The sequence below is a fragment of the Christensenellaceae bacterium 44-20 genome, from assembly GCA_041223705.1.
Lineage (GTDB): Bacteria > Bacillota > Clostridia > Christensenellales > Christensenellaceae > QANA01.
Genome location: JBCLQU010000001.1, coordinates 602,343 through 622,345, shown reverse-complemented (window position 1 = coordinate 622,345; position 20,003 = coordinate 602,343). Strand labels below are relative to the sequence as shown.

Sequence of the window (20,003 nt, the reverse complement as noted above, 5' to 3'; positions counted from 1 at the left end):
TTATTTTGGAAATGATGGAGGGAAGATGAAGAAGTCAATTTGCGGGGTGGATTGCGGGCGCTGTGAACTGTGCGGAAGCTGCAATGGATGCGTGGAGACAGACGGCCGGCCCTTTGGAGCGGAGTGTGTCGTTGCGGCGTGCTGCAAAAAAGGAGAGGCGGAGCTGGATGCGTTCAGGGAAAAGCTGATAGCGGCGTTTCGTTCGCTTGGCATAGAGGAGATGCAGCAAGTGAGCGAGCTATATGCAAAGGCTCTTTTATCAATCTGGAATATTCCTTGCCAAGCGGGCAGAAGGTGAAATTTTGGGACGATAATAAGATTTATCTGGGCAGCCAGCTGCATAAAAAGGGCAGCGACAGATGCTATGGGATTGCCGCAGATGAAACATATCTGTTGGTATCCGAATATGGCGATGGCGGGGCGGATGCCGAGATCGTCGTATGGAAGCGCTGGAACTGAGCAAAACTGCGTTTTTAGGCGAAGAAAAGCCGCTGATCCGCCGCGGGAATATGGCAAAACTTTTCTGTTTTCGGGGTGATTGTAAAACGCGGCCTTTTCCTGTATAATAGAATCGATATTTTATGGGAGAAAGCCGCATGGCAACAAAGAAAAAAACGACAACAAAAAAGAAAACGACTCCTGCGAGGAAAAAGAAAAAGGAAAAATTCCAGCTGGCAAATGAGATTGCCGGCATTTTGCTGATTGCTTTCGGCCTGATTATGGCAGTGGCAGTCTATTCCGCATCGCAGGCGATCTTTATTTCCTGGTTCCGCGATTTCTCGTTCGGGATGTTTGGCGCGCTGAGCTTTGCGCTTCCGGCCCTGACGATCAGCGGCGGCATCCTGGCCATTGCTGTGCGCGGAAAAAAGCCCAAGGGGTATCAGGTTGCGGTTGGCATTTTAGGATTTCTAAGCCTGCTTTCCTTTTTGGAATTGTGCTGTGCCCGGCCCTATGGCCCTGGGCAGATTGCGTATTTCCCATACCTTGGGCAATGCTATGATTCCACGCTGGAAGTAACAGGCGGGGGCGTTTTGGGCGGGCTTTTGGCATATCCCGTCGCGCTGCTGCTGGATAAAGTGGGCGCGCTGATCCTGTTTGGCGCGCTGATCGTCGTCTGCGTGATCGTGCTGACCGGCGTATCCTTCGGCAAGTTCTTTGCAGAGCTGTTTGAGCGCATGGCAGAGCGCAGGGAAGCGCGGCGCGATGCAGAGGAGGAAGAGGGGCAGGAGGAAGAGCCGGAAATCCGAAAGCTGGAAAAAGAGCGGCGCAGCCTTGAGAAAAACCAGCGGAGCATTGAGCGCGCCTATAAACAGAGCTTTGAATATAAGAGCCAGAAACTGCCCGCGAAGAAAAAGAGATTATATATCGACGATATTGTTGAAAAAGAGCAGGCTGCAAAGGCAGAGCCTGTGCAGGAGGAATGGATAGAAGAGAAGAGCGCTTTGGAGCAGGAGCCGCCGCAGATGCTGGAGGAAGCCGAAGAGAGCATTGAACCTGCGGAGCTTGCCGCAACGCAGGAAGACGATGATTCCGAGCCGGAAGCTTGGGAGGAGCCATTGGAAGAGGAAGAGGATTTCTCCCAAGAGCTTTCGGCTGGAGAGCTTTTGCGGCCGGCAGCCTCCGAGCGTATGAGCCGGAGCATTGCGCCGGCAGTCTCTGGAGCAGAGCCAAAAACGGATGCGCCCTCTGAGGATGCGGGTCAGGCGGAGCAAAAAGAGCAGGGGCAGGAGGGCATCTACCAGATGCCGCCCATTGATCTGCTCAATCCGGTGGCCGCTCAGAAGAGCGGGAGAGATGAGACCCAGGGCAAGGCGGAAATCCTGGAGAAAACACTCAAGAGCTTCCGGATCGACGCCAAGGTGATCGGCACGAGCAAGGGGCCGACGGTTACGCGCTACGAGCTTCAGCCGGCGGCAGGCGTCAAGGTGAGCAAAATCGTCAACCTTTCCAACGATATTGCGCTGAATATGGCGGCCTCCAGCATCCGCATCGAGGCGCCCATTCCGGGCAAGGCGGCCATCGGCATCGAAGTGCCCAACGATAAAAAATCCACGGTTACCATCCGGGAAATGCTGGATACGGACGAATTTAGAAACCATAAGAGCAAGCTGGCTTTTGCGGTGGGCAAGGATATTTCGGGCAAAAACGTTTATGGAGATCTTGCAAAAATGCCGCATCTGCTCATTGCGGGCACGACCGGCGCAGGCAAGAGTGTGTGCGTCAACGGCATCATCATGAGCTATCTCTACCACACGCCGCCCAGCGAGCTGGAAATTGTCATGGTCGACCCGAAAGTCGTGGAAATGGAGATGTATAACGGCATTCCTTATCTGATGGGCCCGGTGATCACAGATCCCAAAAAGGCGGCGCAGGCACTCAACCAGTCTGTTATGGAAATGCTCAACCGCTATAAATTGTTTGCACATGCGGGCGTCAAGGATATCGACCGCTATAATCTATACTGCAAGGAAAACGGCCTGAAGCTGATGAAAAAGCGCGTCATCATCGTGGATGAGCTGGCAGACCTCATGATGGCCAGCGCGCACGAGGTGGAGGATTCCATCTGCCGCATTGCCCAGCTTGGGCGCGCCAGCGGAATCCACCTGATCATCGCGACGCAGTCGCCGAGAGTGGACGTTATTACCGGCCTCATCAAGGCCAATATCCCTTCGCGCATCGCGCTGACGGTCTCTTCCGCCATCGATTCCCGGACGATTCTGGATGCGGGCGGCGCGGAGAAACTGCTCTATAACGGCGATATGCTGTATATGCCGGTGGGCGCCAGCAAGCCCGTTCGGCTGCAGGGATGCTATGTGACGGATCAGGAAAATGAGCGCGTTTTGGATTATATCAAAGGCCTGGGCGTTGAGAGCAACTATGATGAGGAGTTCATCAAGGGAGTGGAGAGCGCGGCCGAAGCCAAGGAAGAGGGCGCAGAAGGCGGCAGTTTTGAGGATGAGCTGATTCCAAAGGCCATTCAGCTGGCGCTGGAATATGAGCAGATCTCCATCTCCATGCTGCAGCGGAGGCTGAAAGTCGGCTATGCGAGGGCGGCGCGGCTGGTGGACGAAATGGAATTGAACGGTTTTGTCTCTGCGGCAGACGGCAGCAAGCCAAGGCAGGTGCTCATCAGCTGGGAAGAGTATCACAGAATGTTTGGTGAAGGAGAAGCGTTTTGAGAGAAATCAAAGTTGGAATGGTATCGCTGGGCTGTTCCAAGAACCGGGTGGACAGTGAACTGATGCTGGGCGCGCTGAAAAAAGAACAATATGCGTTTACCGACGATCCGGCAAAGGCCGATATTATCATCGTCAACACATGCGGCTTTATCGAGAGCGCAAAGCAGGAATCTATCGATACGATTCTAGAGATGGCGGAGTATAAGAAGAGAGGCGGCCTGAAAGCGCTCATCGTCTGCGGCTGCCTGGCCGGGCGCTACCGGGAGGAGCTCTCTTCTCAGCTGCCCGAAGTGGATGCGTTTCTCGGCGTAACGGCCTACGACAAAATCGCAGAGGCAGTAGAAAAAGTGCTGGAGCATCAGCATTTCGAGGAATACGACGACGCCAAGGCCGAGGGAGACTATCTCGGCCGGGTTTTGACGACGCCTGCGCACTATGCGTATCTTAAAATTGCCGAAGGCTGCAACAACCGGTGCTCCTACTGCGCGATTCCCTATATCCGGGGCAATTTGCAGAGCCGGCCCATCGCGGAAATCCGGCAGGAAGCGGAAATGCTGCTGAAAAGGGGCGTGCAGGAGATCATTCTGGTCGCACAGGATACAAGCAAATACGGTATGGATTTTGCGGGAAGGAGCATGATTTGCGAGCTGATCGATGCGCTGGCTCCGCTGCCCGGCCTGAAATGGCTGCGGCTGCTCTATTGCTACCCGGACGGCATCACGGATGAACTGCTGGATACCATGCTGAAATATGAGAACGTCGTCCGCTATCTGGATATTCCCATCCAGCATTTGGCGGATTCTATGCTAAAGCGCATGAACCGCAGGAACACCCATGCATCCACTTACCAGGCCATCCGGAAGATCCGCGAAAAAGACCCGGCTTTTATCCTGCGCACCACGCTCATCGCCGGCTTCCCGGGAGAAACTCAGGAGGAGTTCGAGGTTTTGCGCCAGGGCGTGGCGGATTTGCAGTTTGATCGGCTAGGGGTTTTTGCCTATTCGAGGGAAGAGGGAACGCCTGCGGCAAAAATGCCGGATCAGATAGAAGAGGCAGTCAAGCAGGAGAGAGTGGAGCAGCTGATGCTGCTTCAGCAGGGCATTTCCCTGCGGGCAAACCAAAAGCGCATCGGCCAGAAGCTGGAAGTGGTAATAGAGCAGTATCTGCCCGAGGAAGATCTCTACTTGGGCCGCTCTTATGCGGAATCCCCTGAAATTGACGGCGGCATCGTCGTGCATGCAGAGCAGCCCTTGGAATGCGGAAAATTCTATCTTGTGGACATAGAGGATGCCAACGAATACGAGCTCATTGGAGGAATTGCAAAATGAAGTACAAAAACTTACCCAATGCCATCACGATCGGCAGAATTGTTCTAGTTCCTTTCTTCATTTTATGCTATTATCTACATATAGACCATTGGAACTACTATGCTGCGGCCATTTTCATCGTGGCGGCGCTCTCGGATATGCTGGACGGCATGATCGCGCGCAAATATCAGCTGGTCTCCAATATCGGAAAATTCATGGATCCCATCGCGGATAAGATTCTGGCCATGGCGGCGCTGCTTCTGCTCATGGAATGGGGAAAGTTGCCTGCCTGGGTCTGCATCATTCTGCTGGGGCGGGAGTTCATCATCTCGGGCTTCCGACTGATCGCCGCTTCCGAAGGCGTCGTTCTGGCGGCGGGGCCGGTGGGGAAATGGAAGACGACGTTCCAGATGGTGGGCGTCGCGGTCATCCTGCTGGAAAACCCGATCTTCTCACTCTGGAAGATTCCGATGGGGGAAATCCTCATCTATATCAGCGTTGTGCTCTCCATTTGGTCTTGCGCAGAATACATCATTCAGAACAAAAATCTACTGAAGGGGTAAGGTTATGGATAAGGAAAAGGCTTTAGACAGCGCGCTGGCGCAAATTGAGAAACAATTCGGCAAGGGAGCCATCATGCGGTTGGGCGATCATGCGGCCAATATGGAGATTTCCGCCATCCCGACGGGCTGCCTGGAGCTGGATATCGCCCTTGGCATCAATGGCCTGCCGCGGGGAAGAATTATCGAAATTTACGGGCCCGAATCTTCGGGCAAGACCACCGTCTCTCTGCATGTCGTGGCCGAAGCGCAGAAGCTGGGCGGCGCGGCGGCGTTTATCGACGTCGAGCACGCGCTGGACCCTGTTTATGCGAAAAACCTCGGCGTGGATATCGACAATCTGTATGTCGCCCAGCCGGATGCCGGAGAGCAGGCGCTGGAGATCATGGAGACGCTCATCCGCAGCGGCGCCATCGATGTCGTCGTGCTGGACTCGGTTGCCGCGCTGGTGCCCAAAGCAGAAATTGACGGCGAGATGGGCGATTCGCATATGGCCGCCCAGGCGCGGCTCATGAGCCAGGCGCTGCGCAAGCTGACGGCCGCCATCTCCAAATCCAACACAGTCGCCATTTTCATCAACCAGCTGCGCGAGAAAGTCGGCATCATGTTTGGCAACCCGGAAGTTACGCCGGGCGGTCGGGCGTTGAAGTTCTATTCCTCCGTCCGCATGGAAGTGCGCAAAGGTGAGGCGCTGAAAAACGGCGATCAGATTCTGGGCAATAAGACGAAGATAAAGATCGTCAAAAACAAAGTTGCCCCGCCTTTTAAGACGGCAGAATGCGAGATCCTCTATGGAAAGGGCATTTCCTATACGGCCAGCCTGCTGAATTTGGGCGTGCAGTTTAATATCATCCAAAAAGCAGGCGCGTGGTTCTCCTATAACGATGCGCGCATCGGCCAGGGCAGGGATAATGCGCGGCAGTATCTGGAGGATAATCCGGAAGTGGCGCAGGAAGTGAAGGAGAAGATCTTCGAGGCGCTGGGCAAGCCGCTCAATGGCGGGAAAGCGGAAGAAAAGCCGCAGGAATAAGCGCTTTGGAAGAAAGGCAAAAAGAGAGCCGATGGCTCTCTTTTTATTTGAAGCATGAATTCCAGGCTTGGCCGGCAGAACATTTGGGCATGGAATTATTTTAAGAACCCTTGGATGATTTTGGCTTCGGCCTGCTGGCGGGTCAGCCCAAAAGTCATCAGCTTGAGAATTTGCTCGGATGCGATTTTGCCGATGGCGGCTTCGTGGATGAGCCGCGCCTTAGGATGCCGCGCGATGAGTTCGGGAACAGCGCTCACTTCCGCGTTTTCCATGAGAATGGCGTCGCATTCCGAATGCCCGCTGCACAAGGCGTTCCCATAGATCCGCGAGCGGAGGGACTGCCTGGATGCGCCCTGGGCAACACAGCGCGAGACCAGATCGGCGCTGGCATCTTTGCCGTCTAGCTCCACCTGGAAATCCGAAAGAGCAGTTTGATTATGCTGGGTTAGAAGCCGCTCCCGGAGGATGAGCTTGGCGCCCTGGGCGAGCCTTGCAGAGGTATCGCGGTTGGCTCTGTCCACGCCCTCTAGCTGCACAGCATCTATCTGCATCTCGCTGTTTTTGCCAAGCTCAATTTGGGTGCTGGGGTTGATAATGCGCGAACCCGGGCAGCCGCCTATGCCGATATGCCGCTCAATATAATGCACTTTGGCGCCCTTTTCCACAAAGAAGCGGTGCCTGCCGATGTGCTGAGAGCTCTGGGCGCCCTCTGTATGGATGCCGCAGCCGGCAATGATCGTGATCTCGGCGCCAGCTTTGATGTAGAAATCGTTGCGCACGGTATCCTCGATATCACTGCGGGTAATGCAGGCAGGGAGATAGAGCGTCTCTCCCTTTGCTTCGGGCGCTATGAGAATATCGATTCCGGCGTTGCTCGGCTTGGGCGAGATCTCAATATGCTCCGTGCTCTGAAGGCTGGCGCAAACGCCGTCCTCACGCAGGCTGAAAGCGGCCTTTTGGGAGTCTGGCCGGCAGGAGAGCAGGGAGAGCAGTTTCTGGGTAATTTTATTCATAAAAGCCCCCGGGATGGTTTGGGCAAAGCGCGCCTTCCGGGCCGCAGGGCAGGAGATGGCCGTCTTTGGCGAGAAAAATTTCGTCTGCGATGGATAAAATGCGTTCCTGATGCGAGAGAATGAGCAGGGTTTTGCCCTGACTGCGCAATGCCTGAAAAATTTGGACGAGGTTTTGAAAGCTCCATAGATCGATGCCGGCCTCGGGCTCGTCGAAAATTGTGAGCTGGGCGCCGCGGGCCAGAGCGCCGGCAATCTCGATGCGTTTGATCTCCCCGCCGGATAGGCTCCCATCCACCTCCCGGTTCAGGTAATCCTTCGGGCAGAGGCCCACTTGCTCCAAAGGCTCGATCAGTTTTTCTTCGCTGGCGCCTTCTCCGGCCGCAAGCAGCAGAAGATCGCGCACGGAAATCCCGCGGAAGCGGACGGGTTGCTGAAACGTATGGCAAATACCCAGTTTTGCGCGCCGGGTTACCCCAAGCCGCGTGATATCCTGGCCGTCAAAAAACAGACGGCCCTGCGCCGGCTGGGCAATGCCGGAGATGATTTTGGCGAGCGTCGTCTTTCCGCCGCCGTTGGGGCCGGTGATTGCCGTGAGGCTCCCGCGCCTTAGATGCAAATTGATCTCTTGAAGAAGAGCCCGCCCAGGCAGGCGAAAGGAGATATTTTCTAATATCAGCACGTTTTTGGCCTTTCATAGAGTTTGGAAAAGCGGCAGGCCGCCTGTTTTCTCTTTTCTATGTATTTGCTTGAAAACGCTGAAATATGACAGGGTGGGCAGCAATGCGCCAATATTTTCCTTTCCCGGGCAAAACGCTGAAAAAATCGGAAAATAGAAGGATTTTGGCCGGTTTCGTCAAATCTATAATTATGGAAAATATGCGGGAAGTTTTTTATCAAAGAGAGCGGGAGACGCTCTCCAAATACGCGATGCTCTGCGAGAACACCCGGGGGCGGCAATGGCGCATTGAAGAGAGCCCTGTGCGCACGGAATATATGCGCGATCGGGATCGGATTGTGCACAGCAAGGCGTTTCGGCGGCTCAAAGATAAAACGCAGGTGTTTATCAACCCCGTTGGAAGCCACTATCGGACGCGGCTCACGCATACGCTGGAAGTTGCGCAGATTTCCAGGACGATCTCGCGCTGCCTGCTTCTCAATGAAGATTTGACGGAGGCCATCGCCCTTGGGCACGATCTTGGGCATACGCCTTTTGGGCACGCCGGCGAGCGCGCGATTACGGCCTATTACCGGGAAAACGGGCATCCGGAGCTGAAATTCGAGCACAACGCGCAAAGCCTGCGCATCGTGGAAAAACTGGAGAACGGGACGGGGCTTAACCTGACTTTTGAAGTGCGGGACGGGATTTATCACCATAGAAAAGGGATGAAGCCTGCGACGCTGGAGGGAATGGCCGTCAACTATGCAGACCGCATTGCCTATTTAAACCACGATATGGATGATGCCCTGCGGGCGGGGATCGTCAAAATCGATGATTTCCCAAAAGACTGCCTGAATGTGCTTGGGCATACGCACAGCGAGCGCATCAACCGCATGATTACGGATATCGTCGGCGCAAGCGGCGAAGGCGCCCTGCATATGAGCCGGGAAGTGGAAGAGGCGACGGCGCAGCTGCGGGACTATATGTTCAAAAAAGTTTATTTGGACAGCGCCGCGAAAATAGAAGAAAAGAAAGTGCAGGAAGTCGTCAACCTGCTGTTTGAATACTATCTGGAGCATCTGGAAGAGCTGCCCAGCCAATACGGCCGTTTTCTGGAAGAGGAAGGGCCGCTGGCCTGCGTGGCAGACTATATCTCGGGCATGACGGATCGCTATGCGGTAACGCGCTTCCAGCAGATTTTCATTCCGCATAGCTGGACGCTGCTCTAAGCGGCAGGGAAATAGAATACAAAGGAAAAGATATGGCGAGATTCAGCGAAGAATGGCTGGCGAGATTGCTTGAAAAAAGCGATATCGTAGATGTGATAAATGAATATGTTCCGCTCAAGCGCAAGGGAGCCAATTTATGGGCGAACTGTCCTTGGCATGCGGAAAAGAACCCTTCTTTCAGCGTCAGCCCGTCTAAGCAGATGTTCTACTGCTTTTCCTGCAAGCGGGGCGGGGGCGTCATCAACTTCATCATGGAGCATGAAAAGCTCTCTTATATGGAGGCGGTTACACTGCTGGCGGATCGGGCGGGCATGGAGATGCCCGAAGCGCAGGAGGATACCGGCTATCAGCAGAGAAAGGAATACAGAAAGCGCCTCTATGGCATGATGCGGGAGCTGGCTCTGCACTATCATCAGAACCTAAAGACGCCGGAAGGCCAAACCGGCCTGGAATATCTGAAAAAGCGCAAGATTTTGGGGCAGGTCAATTCCTATGGGCTGGGCTTCGCCCTGGATCGCTATGATGATGCCTACCAGTTTTTGAGCAAAAAGGGCTATTCGCAAAAGGAGATGCTGGATGCCGGGGTGATCCGGCAAAGGGACGGGCGCGTTTACGATTTTTTCCGCAACCGCGCGATTTTCCCAATCCAGAGCCATTTTGGGGATGTCATCGCCTTTGGCGGGAGAGTGATGGACGACAGCAATCCAAAATACCTCAACTCGGGCGAGACGTATCTGTTCAATAAGCGCTATCATCTCTATGCGCTCAATCAGGTCAAAAAACAGAGGAACCTGAGCAATATCATCCTGATGGAAGGGTATATGGATGTCGTGGCGCTGGCGGGCATTGGCGTGAAAAATGCCGTCGCTTCGCTGGGCACTGCGCTGACAAAAGAGCAGGCAAAGCTGATTAAGAAGTTTGTAAACACCGTCTATCTCTGCTACGACGGGGATGATGCCGGGCAAAACGCCTCGGATCGCGCAATCCCGATTTTGCAGGCAGAAGGGCTGACTGTGCTTGTGATCGAGATGCCGGACGGCATGGACCCGGATGACTATGCCAAGGCCTATGGGCCGGAGGGCTTTGCCAAGGCAAAATCTGCCGCGCTTTCGGCGATGGAATTTCAGTTAAAACGGCTGCAGCGGCAGTATGATATGCAAAATGCCGATCAGATTGTGGCGTATGCCACGGCGGCAGTCGGGCAGATTGGAAAGCTGGAAAATGAGCTGGAAAAAGAGCGGTATCTGCGCCTGCTGGCCGGCCAGACTGGGCTGTCCATCCAGAGCCTGCAAATGCAGATGGGGCGCAAAACAGAAGAAACTGTGCATAATTTGCCGGAAGATGAGCAGAATTTAGTAAAAACAGAAATTGACGATGAGTCTAAGCTCTTCTATTTGCTTTTGGAATCCCCCAGGCTGGCGGAGCAGTTTGCAGATGCGCCGCAGGAGCAGGAGATTTTTCAGAACCAAGTTTATCAAAAGATACTTTCCTACATGAAAGAGCAAATAAAAAGAGGAATTTTGCCTGCTTATGCCGAAATTATATCCGTATTTCCGGAGGACTCTGCAATTTTGGGAAAAGCCATGGAAGTGAAAATGCCCATTGGAGTGGGCGCAGAGGACTATGCAGAGACTTTGATGAAGAAAATCCGCATTGCGAGGTTGGAAGAAAAAAAGCGGAGGCTTCAGCAGCAAATGGCGCAATCCGAAGACAAAGAGCGGACGGCAGTGGTCAGAGAGATTGCGCAGATCAATCAGGCGCTCCATAAGCTGAAATAGATTTAGGATAATATTTTTTAGAAGGTGAAATAGATTGAGCAAAGACGTCCAGAGGACTGAAAAAACCGAAAAGAACGCCAAAACTCAGAAGGGCAAGATCGCTTCCAAGGAAGAAGCAATTGCGAAGATTTTAGAGCTCTCGAAAGCCAAGGGTGTCATTTCCTATAAGGAAATGAGCGATATCTTAGATGAATTTGAGATGAAGCCCGAGCAGATGGAAAAGCTTTACGAGGCGCTGGAAGAGATGAATATCGATGTCATCGATGAGGACGCGGCAAAGCTCGAAAATGAGGAGACGGCAAAAGAAGAGCTGGAATCCGCGGTCCCGAGCAATGTCAGCATTGATGATCCGGTTCGGATGTATCTCAAAGAGATCGGCAAAGTGCCTTTGCTGACGGCGGAGGAAGAGCGGGAGCTGGCCATTCGCATGGGCGAGGGCGACGAAGTTGCCAAGCAGAAGCTGGCAGAGGCAAACCTGCGCCTGGTTGTCAGCATCGCAAAGCGCTATGTCGGCAGGGGAATGCTCTTTTTGGATCTCATCCAGGAGGGGAACCTCGGGCTGATCAAAGCGGTAGAGAAATTCGATTATACCAAGGGATATAAGTTCTCGACGTATGCAACCTGGTGGATTCGCCAGGCCATTACCCGGGCGATTGCCGATCAGGCGCGGACGATCCGCATCCCTGTGCATATGGTGGAGACCATCAATAAGCTCGTGCGCGTTTCCCGGCAGCTTTTGCAGGAATATGGCAGAGATCCGCTTCCCGAGGAGCTGGCAAAAGAGATGAATATCCCGGAAGAGAAAGTGCGGGAGATCCTAAAAATCGCGCAGGAGCCGGTTTCTCTTGAGACGCCCATCGGCGAAGAGGAAGATAGCCATCTTGGGGATTTCCTCCCGGATGAAGATGCGCCGGCGCCGGCAGAAGCCGCGGCTTTTACACTGCTCAAAGAGCAGCTGATGGACGTGCTGGATACCTTGACGCCAAGAGAGATGAAAGTCCTCAAGCTGCGTTTTGGCCTGGAAGATGGACGAGCCCGCACGCTGGAGGAAGTCGGCAAGGAATTCCAGGTTACCAGAGAGCGCATCCGGCAGATTGAAGCGAAAGCCCTGCGCAAGCTGCGCCATCCAAGCAGGAGCAAGAAACTGCGGGATTATCTGGAGTAGAGCCAGGGGATAGAAAAGCGGCAGATGGAAACGGCTGGCAAATGCGCTTTGCCCGGCCAGCTTGCAATAGCGGAAAGATAAAAATGACGGCCAAGCTGTCATTTTTATTTTGAGGCGCATTTGCAGCACAGCTGCCCGGGAATTTGGAAACAATAAAAAACGGCGAAAGGATAGAGAGGCGCATATGAAAAGCGAAAGGCTTTCCAGAATTGCGGCAAACTGCGATCCGGTCCGCGTCGCGGCGGATATTGGATGCGACCATGGCTTTCTATGCGCAGAGCTGATTCAGACGGGGCGCGCAGAGAAGGTGATTGCCGCGGACATCAGCGCAGGATCGCTGGCGAAAGCACAGGCGCTGGCAGAGCAACTGGGCCTAACCGGGCAAATGGAATGCCGGCTGGGCGACGGGCTGGGCGTGCTAAAGCCGGGAGAGGCAGAGGGCATTATCATCGCAGGCGTTGGCGGCCCGCTGATGATGAGCATTCTGGAGCGAGGCTGGAGGGCGGCGCGGACGGCGCGCTATCTGGTGCTTTGCCCGCATAACTACCCGGACAGTCTGCGGCAGTATTTGAATGATTCGGGATTTTTGATCGAGCGGGAGGAAATTTCCCGGGAAAAGGGAAAATTTTATCCGATTTTGAAAGTTCGGGCCGGGCAGGAGCCGGCCTATTCGCCCATGGAACTGCTGGTTGGAAGAAATAGCCAGAGGAATGAGCATTGGCGGAGGTATGTGGAGCATGAGGCGATGGTGCAGGGGCAGATCGCCAGGGCGGCAGCGGGAACACCGGCGGCAGAGAAGGCAAAGGAGCGGCTGGCGCTCTATCAGAGGGCGCTGGAGGAGAAATAGTATGGCAATATCGGCAAGAAAGTTTTCAGAGCTGGTGGAGCGGATTGCGCCGCTCTCCTGCGCATATGACTGGGATAACAGCGGGCTGACGCTCTATCAGCACGACCATGTGGAGAAGGTATTCGTCTGCCTGGATATCACGCCGGAAACTTTGCAGGAGGCGGCAGAGCGCGGCTGTGATACGGTTCTTTCGCATCACCCGCTGCTGTTTTCTGCGCAAAAGAAGTTTTCCTGTGCCGCGCCCGTAGATCAGCTGTTTTTGCAGGCAGTGCGCGCTGGGTTCAACCTCTACGCGGCGCACACCTCTTACGACTGCGCGCTGGGCGGGATGAATGAGCAGCTGGCAAAACTGCTTGGGCTGGAGGAGCGGTGGCCGCTGGTTGTGCAAAACTGGGATGAGCAGGGAGAGATGGCCAGCGGGATTGGCGTAATTGGGGCATATGAAGCGGCGCTCAGCCCGGCGGAGTTTGTGGAGAAAGTGAAGAAGGCGCTGGGCCTTCCCGTGCTGCGGATGGCAGACAGCGGCAGAAAAATTTGCAGGGTTGCCTGTGTCGGCGGGGCAGGAAGCGAGTTTCTGGCAGAGGCGGCAAAGGCCGGCGCAGATGCCTTCCTCACCGGGGAAGTCAAGCACAATTACTACGCCGAAGCGCAGATTTTGGGTATGACGCTGGTCGAGGCGGGGCACTACGACACCGAGAAGATCTTTGTCCGCGCGATGCGCGAAGGTTTACAAAACGCTCAAAATGAGTTAAACTCTAAGATAGAGGTAATGTGTCCGCAGAGAAAAAAGCGGCCGTATGAGTTTTGTTAATGCTTCTGCAACCGCAAACCGGTTGCAGATTTGATATACAGGGAGGTTATAAATTTGGAGAACTTACAGCAACTTTGGCAATACCAGCAGGTGGATATGGAGCTGGATGCTTATAAACGGAAAATACAGGATACTCCCACGAGAAAGCAGCTGGTAAAGCTCAAGCGCTTTATGCAAAACAGCCAGGGCAAGATTTCGGACGCCGAGAGCAAGGCGGTGGTCAAGCAGAACGCGCTGACCGAGCTGAATGCACAGAGCAAAAAGCTGATGGAAGAGATGGAGGAAGTTTCCAAGGACATCGGCTATTACTCCGAGTGCGATGATTCCGAGCTGGATCAGAAGCTGGTGCAGGAGCTGGTCAAAAACAGCGAGAAGATTTCGGATGCGGCGGCACATGTGCGCGCGGAGATCGCAAAAATCCGCGAGGAGATTTTGCAGACGGATAAGCTCATTCGCGAGATTCTGCTCAAAATGCGCACGGCAAAGGCGGAATATGATCAGCTCAAAGTGCAGTACGACAAGGAAGTTGCCGCAGGCTCGGGAGAGCTCAAGGAGCTGGAAGAAAAGCTGGAGCAGGCAGGACAGGGGATTTCGGGGGAAGTGCTGGATGAATACAGGCGCATCAAGGGGATTCGGCCGACGCCCGTAGCCGTTTTGCGGGATAACCGCTGTGATGGATGCAAGATTCAGCTTCCCTCCGGCGTGGCTTCTTCGGTTGCAAACTCGGATAAACTGGTGCACTGCGAGAATTGCGGAAGAATTTTGATTGTGTTATAATGGTTTTGTTTGAGCGGACTAGATGGCTGCACTCTTTTGAGTGAGGAAAGTCCGAGCACCATAGGGCAGAGCGCCGGGTAACGCCCGGTGGAGGCGACTCCAAGGAAAGTGCAACAGAGATATACCGCAACCCTGGCGAGGCCAGGATGCAAGGGTGGAAAGGCGAGGTAAGAGCTCACCGGAACTTCTGGCGACAGAAGCTCCCTGTAAACCCCGCTTGGTGCAAGATTGATATGGGAGCATTCAATAGCGGCCCGCTAAGCTTCATGTAATCGCTAGAGCTTGCCGGCAACGGCAAGCCAAGACAGATGGCCATCCGCGACAGAACTCGGCTTATTGTCCGGCTCAAACGCAAAAAACCACGGTCTCCGTGGTTTTTTTATAGGAAAAGATCTGCCGATATGGAAAAGGGAGAAAAGATGTACAGGAAGTTTTTGCCGATCTCAAAAAAAGAGCTGGAGGAGCGGGGCATTGGCCAGCCGGATTTTATTCTGGTCACGCCGGATGCCTATGTGGATCACCCTTCCTTTGCCAATGCCCTGATTGGCCGGTATCTGGAAAACCTGGGCTACAGCGTGGCGATTCTGGCTCAGCCCAACTATGGCGACCGCCGGGCATATCAGGCGCTGGGGCGGCCGCGGCTGGCTTTTCTCGTTTCCGGCGGGAATATGGATTCTATGGTCAACCTCTATTCGGCCAACCGCGTGCGCAGAAAATACGATATGTATTCCCCGGGCGGGGAAGTGCTGCGCCCAAGGCGCGCGGTAACTGTCTATTCAAAAATGCTGCGGGAGTGCTACCCGGATGTGCCCATCATCATCGGGGGGATTGAGGCCAGCCTGCGGCGGCTGGCGCACTACGACTACTGGGACAACCGGGTGATGCCCTCGGTGCTGGTGGATTCCGGGGCCGATTTGCTGGTCTATGGCATGGGGGAGAAACCTTTGGCGCAGATTGCCGAAGCCTTGGCGGCAGGAATTGCGGTTTCGGATCTCACCTATGTGCGGGGCACGGCCTACTTGGCCCAAAGCCCGGAGCAAGTCTATGAGGAAAAGGTGATGCTGCCCTCGTTTGAGCAGGTGGCGGCGGATAAGACGGCGTTTGCGAAGGCCTTTGCGGCCAGCTACCGTGAACAGGATTATCTGCTGGGGCGCACGCTGGTGCAGCAGCATGGGACGCGGTATTTGGTGCAGAACCCGCCGGCCGAGCCGCTCAGCGAGATGGAGTTTGACGATCTCTATGAGCTGCCCTTTACCCGGGAAGCGCATCCTTCCTATCAAAAGGAGATTCCGGCGCTCAAGGAAGTCAAGTTTTCGCTGGTTTCCAACCGCGGCTGCTATGGCGGCTGCGCTTTCTGCGCGATCTTCTTCCATCAGGGCCGCTATATTCAGAGCCGAAGCGTGCAGTCGCTGGTGCGGGAAGCCGAGGCGCTGTCGCAAAAGAAGGATTTTAAGGGGTATATTCACGATGTCGGCGGCCCCACGGCGAACTTTACGCGGCTCTCCTGCAAAAAAGCCGAGACGCAGGGCATGTGCCCGGGCAAGCGCTGTTTGGCGCCGAAGCCCTGCCCGAACCTCATCGTCGATCACAGCAAATATCTGGAGAGCCTGCGGGCTTTGCGCAAAATTCCAGGCGTCAAGAAGGTATTCGTGCGCTCGGGTGTGCGCTATGATTACGCGGTCCTGGATAAAGACGACACCTTCATTCGGGAGCTAGCCTGCCATCATACCAGCGGCCAGATGAAAGTCGCCCCGGAGCATTGCTCCAGCCGGGTGCTGAACCTGATGGGCAAGCCGGACATCGCGGTATATGAGAAATTTAAGAAAAAGTTCGAGGATGCCAGCAGGCGGGCGGGCAAGCGCCAGCATGTGCTGCCGTATTTCATCTGTTCCCACCCGGGCTCGACACTCAAAGATGCCATCGAGCTGGCGGAATATCTGAACAAAAGCGGTTTTATCCCGGATCAGGTGCAGGATTTTTATCCGACTCCCGGCTCGGTTTCGACGTGCATGTATTACACAGGGCTGGATCCCTTCACGCTAAAACCCGTCTATACGGCCAAAACCCGGGAAGAGCGGGCTATGCAAAGGGCGCTCTTCCAGTTCAACAAGCCGGAAAACTATCCGCTGGTCAAAAAAGCACTGATCAAAGCGGGCAGGGAAGATCTCATCGGCCCGGGGCAGAAGTGTCTGATAAAAGGGTAAATACTGCTTGCGCAGCGCAAATAGGTATGGTAAACTATACGTTGTATCATTGGGTAGTTGTGGTTGTTTCCCATGCAAAGAGCCCAGGCAAGCGGATACACTAAAAATATATTATACGAATGATTCGCAATATGGAGGAAAAAGATGGCAAACGTCAAGGAATTGGAAAAGAATAAGATCGAGATCGAGTTTGAGATTTCGCAGGATCTGCTGAAACAGGCTTCGCTCAAGGCCTACAATAAAAACAAGGGCAAGATCAACGTGCCCGGTTTCCGCAAAGGCCGTGCGCCAAAGGCCGTTATCGAGCAGTTCTACGGCAAAAATGTGTTCTTTGAAGATGCGTTTGAGATTGCTTTCCCGGATGCCTACAGCGCTGCGCTGGAAGAGAAAGAGATTTTCGCGGTTTCCCGCCCGGAGAATGTGGATATCATCTCCATGGAAGAGGGCAAGCCGATGGTGGTGAAGGCGGAGCTTTATGTGAAGCCGGAAGTGGAACTGGGCGATTATAAGAACGTCGCAGTCGAGTTCGAGGGCAAGAAAGTTTTGGCCAAAGACGTCAAGGCGGAAGTCGAGAAAGTGATCGAGCAGAACGCCCGCTTCGAGGAAGTCGATCGTGCGGCGAAAAACGGCGATAAAGTCGTGCTGGATTACTCGGGTAGCGTGGATGGCGTGAAGTTCGAGGGCGGCACGGCAGAGGGGCAGACGCTGGATCTGGGAAGCGGAACCTTCATCCCTGGTTTTGAGGAGCAGGTGGTGGGCCTGAAAGCTGGCGAGGAAAAGGAAATTGAGGTAACCTTCCCCGAGCAGTACCACGCCAAGGAGCTGGCTGGAAAGCCCGCGGTTTTTGCCATTAAGCTGGTTTCCGTCAAGGAAAAACAGCTGCCCAAGGCGGACGACGAGTTCGCGCAGGATATTTCCGAGTTCGATACCTTTGAAGAATATCAGGCAGATCTCAAAGAAAAGCTGAAAAAGCGCGTGGAAGATCAGAACAAGAGAGAGCTGGAGAACGTCATCCTGGGCAAAATCGTCGAGGAGAGTAAAGTGGATATCCCGGCCTGCATGATCGACAATCAGATCGACAGCCAGATTCAGGAAATGAGCTACAGCCTCATGTATCAGGGCCTGAATATGCAGCAGTATTTGGAATATACCGGCCTCACAATGGATAAAATGAGAGAGCAGGCTCGCCCGGGTGCTGAATCGGCCGTCAAGGCACAGCTCGTGCTGGAGGCGATTAAGAACCAGGAACAGATCAAGGCAGATGAGCAGGCAGTGGATAAGAGCATTGCGTCTTTTGCCGAAATGCAGAATAAAACCTTCGAGGATTTCAAAAAGGAAATAAAGCCGGAAGAGCTGGAATATATTACAGAGAGAGCAGACTATGATGCGCTCATCGAATTCCTGGTCAAAAACGCGAAGGTAACCAAGCCTGCAAAGAAAGCAGCCGCTAAGAAAGAAGAGAAGGCGGAAGAGAAAACCGAAGAATAAGCAAGAGCACCTTTTGGCGCGATAAAAAGGAGTTGAGAACTTTTGAGTTATGTACCTATCGTAATTGAACAGACAAACCGCGGAGAACGCAGCTATGATATTTATTCGCGTCTGCTGAAGGATAGAATTATCTTTCTGTCGGGAGAGATCGACGATTTGACGGCCAATCTGGTCGTGGCGCAGATGATTTTCCTGGAAGCCGAGGATCCGGATAAGGATATCTTCATGTATATCAACAGCCCGGGCGGCTCGGTTTCGGCGGGCATGGCCATCTATGATACCATGCAGTATATCAAATGCGATGTTTCGACCATCTGCATCGGGCTGGCGGCATCCATGGGCGCGTTTTTGCTGGCTTCGGGCGCAAAGGGAAAGCGCAAAGCACTGCCTAACAGCGAGATCATGATCCATCAGCCGCTGGGCGGGGCCAGAGGCCAGGCCACGGATATTGAGATCCAGGCAAAACAAATTTTGAAGATCAAGGAAAAGTTGGCGAAGATTCTTGCTGAGCGCACGGGCAAACCCCTGGAAACTCTGAAGGCGGATATGGAGCGTGATTTCTATATGGCCGCCGGCGAGGCGAAGGAATATGGGCTCATTGACGAGGTCATTCCTGCAAGACGCTAATTTGAGGTGAATATGAACAATAAAACTGACGAGACAAAGCCGGTTAAATGTTCATTCTGCGGAAAATACCAGGAGCAGGTTCGGCGGATTGTCGCGGGGCCTGGGGTATATATCTGCGATGAATGCATTGAGCTTTGCAGGGAGATTATCCAGGAGGATTTCTCGGCGGATTCCGCGCCGGATTTGGGCGATTTGCCAAAGCCGGCGGAGATCGTCGCCGCGCTGGATGAATATGTCATCGGGCAGGAAAAGGCGAAAAAATACCTGTCTGTGGCCGTCTATAATCACTATAAGCGGATTATGACTTCCCAGCAGACAGACGACGTCGAGCTCTCCAAGAGCAATATCCTGATGCTTGGGCCGACGGGGTGCGGCAAGACGCTGCTGGCGCAGACGCTGGCGCGGATTTTGAATGTCCCCTTTGCCATCGCCGATGCGACCGCGCTGACAGAGGCGGGCTATGTGGGCGAGGATGTGGAAAATATTCTGCTCAAGCTCATCCAGGCGGCGGATTACAACATCGAGAAGGCTCAGAAGGGCATCATCTATATCGACGAGATCGATAAGATTGCCAGAAAGAGCGAGAGCCCTTCGATCACCAGAGATGTTTCGGGCGAAGGCGTGCAGCAGGCGCTGCTGAAAATCCTGGAAGGGACGGTCGCCAGCGTTCCGCCGCAGGGTGGGCGCAAGCATCCGCATCAGGAGTTTTTGCAGATCGATACGACGAATATTCTCTTTATCTGCGGCGGCGCTTTTGTCGGCCTGGAGGATATTATCGAGCGACGGGTCGGCAAGAAATCCATGGGATTTGGCGCAGATGTGCAGACCAAAAAAGAGCGCAACCAAGGCGCGCTGTTTTCCCAGCTTCAGCCGGAGGATTTGCTGAAATTTGGCATGATTCCAGAGTTTGTCGGCCGTATTCCGATTGTGGTATCGCTGGAAGCGCTGACGGAAGAGGCGCTGGTCAATATCCTGACAAAGCCGAAAAACGCGCTGACCAAGCAGTATAAAAAGCTGTTTGAGCTGGATGGCGTTGAACTGCAGTTTGAGCAGGATGCCGTCGAAGAGATCGCGAAGCAGGCGATTGAGCGCAATACCGGCGCCAGAGGCCTGCGCTCCATCATTGAATCGATCATGATGGATGCGATGTTTGAAGTGCCTTCGGAGGAAGATGTGCAGACCTGTGTGGTAACAAAGGATACCATCAAGCTTGCCCAGCAGCCGAAGTTCATCCGCAAACCGGCGCAGCAGCAATTGCCTGCCAGCGGGGAATAGAAGAAAAGAGCAGTGAAAAAACGCTGCTCTTTTTTTATTTGCGCAGAAAGGTACA

18 protein-coding genes and 1 other RNA gene are annotated in these 20,003 nt (G+C 54.0%); 17 read left to right on the top strand and 2 right to left on the bottom strand.

The window, feature by feature from the left end:
- The first annotated feature begins 25 nt into the window (after window positions 1-25).
- The 6 genes from AALG83_03330 to recA all read left to right on the top strand — a co-directional run bounded on the left by AALG83_03330 (window position 26) and on the right by recA (window position 6,076).
- A complete protein-coding gene (locus AALG83_03330) occupies window positions 26-298 on the top strand; it encodes a hypothetical protein (protein MEY8382181.1) in 273 nt (90 codons plus the stop codon).
- The gene (locus tag AALG83_03325; protein ID MEY8382180.1) at window positions 295-459 is read left to right on the top strand and encodes a hypothetical protein; all 165 of its coding nucleotides are present in this window, start codon (window positions 295-297) and stop codon (window positions 457-459) included. Before AALG83_03330 ends, AALG83_03325 begins: the two co-directional genes overlap by 4 nt.
- A 137-nt stretch (window positions 460-596) precedes the next feature.
- The gene (locus AALG83_03320) at window positions 597-3,179 is read left to right on the top strand and encodes a DNA translocase FtsK 4TM domain-containing protein (protein MEY8382179.1); all 2,583 of its coding nucleotides are present in this window, start codon (window positions 597-599) and stop codon (window positions 3,177-3,179) included.
- Window positions 3,176-4,507 carry a 30S ribosomal protein S12 methylthiotransferase RimO gene (rimO, locus tag AALG83_03315; protein ID MEY8382178.1) on the top strand — a complete coding sequence of 444 codons (1,332 nt, stop codon included), beginning with the start codon at window positions 3,176-3,178 and terminating at the stop codon, window positions 4,505-4,507. Before AALG83_03320 ends, rimO begins: the two co-directional genes overlap by 4 nt.
- Entirely contained in the window at window positions 4,504-5,049 is a 546-nt protein-coding gene (pgsA, locus tag AALG83_03310) for a CDP-diacylglycerol--glycerol-3-phosphate 3-phosphatidyltransferase (GenBank protein ID MEY8382177.1), read from the top strand. The genes rimO and pgsA overlap by 4 nt, the downstream gene beginning before the upstream one ends.
- A gap of 4 nt (window positions 5,050-5,053) precedes the next feature.
- Window positions 5,054-6,076, top strand: coding sequence for a recombinase RecA (gene recA / locus AALG83_03305; protein ID MEY8382176.1), 1,023 nt, complete (start codon window positions 5,054-5,056; stop codon window positions 6,074-6,076).
- A 95-nt stretch (window positions 6,077-6,171) separates the two neighbouring features.
- Here the strand turns inward: recA and AALG83_03300 are convergent, their stop codons facing one another.
- A complete protein-coding gene (locus tag AALG83_03300) occupies window positions 6,172-7,089 on the bottom strand; it encodes a SufD family Fe-S cluster assembly protein (GenBank protein ID MEY8382175.1) in 918 nt (305 codons plus the stop codon).
- The gene (locus AALG83_03295) at window positions 7,082-7,768 is read right to left on the bottom strand and encodes an ATP-binding cassette domain-containing protein (protein MEY8382174.1); all 687 of its coding nucleotides are present in this window, start codon (window positions 7,766-7,768) and stop codon (window positions 7,082-7,084) included. Before AALG83_03295 ends, AALG83_03300 begins: the two co-directional genes overlap by 8 nt.
- Window positions 7,769-7,956: 188 nt before the next feature.
- Here AALG83_03295 and AALG83_03290 point away from each other — a divergent pair, with 188 nt between their 5' ends.
- From AALG83_03290 to clpX, 11 genes are all read left to right on the top strand, one after another.
- Complete coding sequence (locus AALG83_03290; protein ID MEY8382173.1) at window positions 7,957-8,976, top strand: deoxyguanosinetriphosphate triphosphohydrolase; 1,020 nt, start codon at window positions 7,957-7,959, stop codon at window positions 8,974-8,976.
- Window positions 8,977-9,008: 32 nt separating this feature from the next.
- Window positions 9,009-10,754, top strand: coding sequence for a DNA primase (gene dnaG, locus AALG83_03285; GenBank protein MEY8382172.1), 1,746 nt, complete (start codon window positions 9,009-9,011; stop codon window positions 10,752-10,754).
- A 34-nt stretch (window positions 10,755-10,788) separates the two neighbouring features.
- Window positions 10,789-11,919 (top strand): RNA polymerase sigma factor RpoD, encoded by a 1,131-nt coding sequence (gene rpoD, locus AALG83_03280; GenBank protein ID MEY8382171.1) that lies wholly within the window; start codon window positions 10,789-10,791, stop codon window positions 11,917-11,919.
- Window positions 11,920-12,103: 184 nt separating this feature from the next.
- On the top strand, window positions 12,104-12,766 hold the full coding sequence (locus AALG83_03275; protein MEY8382170.1) for a class I SAM-dependent methyltransferase: 663 nt from the start codon (window positions 12,104-12,106) through the stop codon (window positions 12,764-12,766).
- A 1-nt stretch (window position 12,767) separates the two neighbouring features.
- Window positions 12,768-13,577 carry a Nif3-like dinuclear metal center hexameric protein gene (locus AALG83_03270; GenBank protein MEY8382169.1) on the top strand — a complete coding sequence of 270 codons (810 nt, stop codon included), beginning with the start codon at window positions 12,768-12,770 and terminating at the stop codon, window positions 13,575-13,577.
- 54 nt (window positions 13,578-13,631) lie between these two features.
- Complete coding sequence (locus tag AALG83_03265) at window positions 13,632-14,354, top strand: C4-type zinc ribbon domain-containing protein (GenBank protein ID MEY8382168.1); 723 nt, start codon at window positions 13,632-13,634, stop codon at window positions 14,352-14,354.
- 10 nt (window positions 14,355-14,364) lie between these two features.
- An RNA gene (gene rnpB, locus AALG83_03260) (RNase P RNA component class A) lies at window positions 14,365-14,706 on the top strand.
- Window positions 14,707-14,773: 67 nt separating this feature from the next.
- Window positions 14,774-16,558 (top strand): YgiQ family radical SAM protein, encoded by a 1,785-nt coding sequence (locus AALG83_03255; GenBank protein ID MEY8382167.1) that lies wholly within the window; start codon window positions 14,774-14,776, stop codon window positions 16,556-16,558.
- Window positions 16,559-16,702: 144 nt separating this feature from the next.
- Entirely contained in the window at window positions 16,703-18,046 is a 1,344-nt protein-coding gene (gene tig / locus AALG83_03250) for a trigger factor (GenBank protein ID MEY8382166.1), read from the top strand.
- Window positions 18,047-18,088: 42 nt separating this feature from the next.
- The gene (gene clpP, locus AALG83_03245) at window positions 18,089-18,673 is read left to right on the top strand and encodes an ATP-dependent Clp endopeptidase proteolytic subunit ClpP (protein ID MEY8382165.1); all 585 of its coding nucleotides are present in this window, start codon (window positions 18,089-18,091) and stop codon (window positions 18,671-18,673) included.
- 12 nt (window positions 18,674-18,685) lie between these two features.
- Window positions 18,686-19,948, top strand: a complete 1,263-nt coding sequence (clpX, locus tag AALG83_03240) for an ATP-dependent Clp protease ATP-binding subunit ClpX (GenBank protein MEY8382164.1) — start codon at window positions 18,686-18,688, stop codon at window positions 19,946-19,948.
- Window positions 19,949-20,003: the final 55 nt, after the last annotated feature.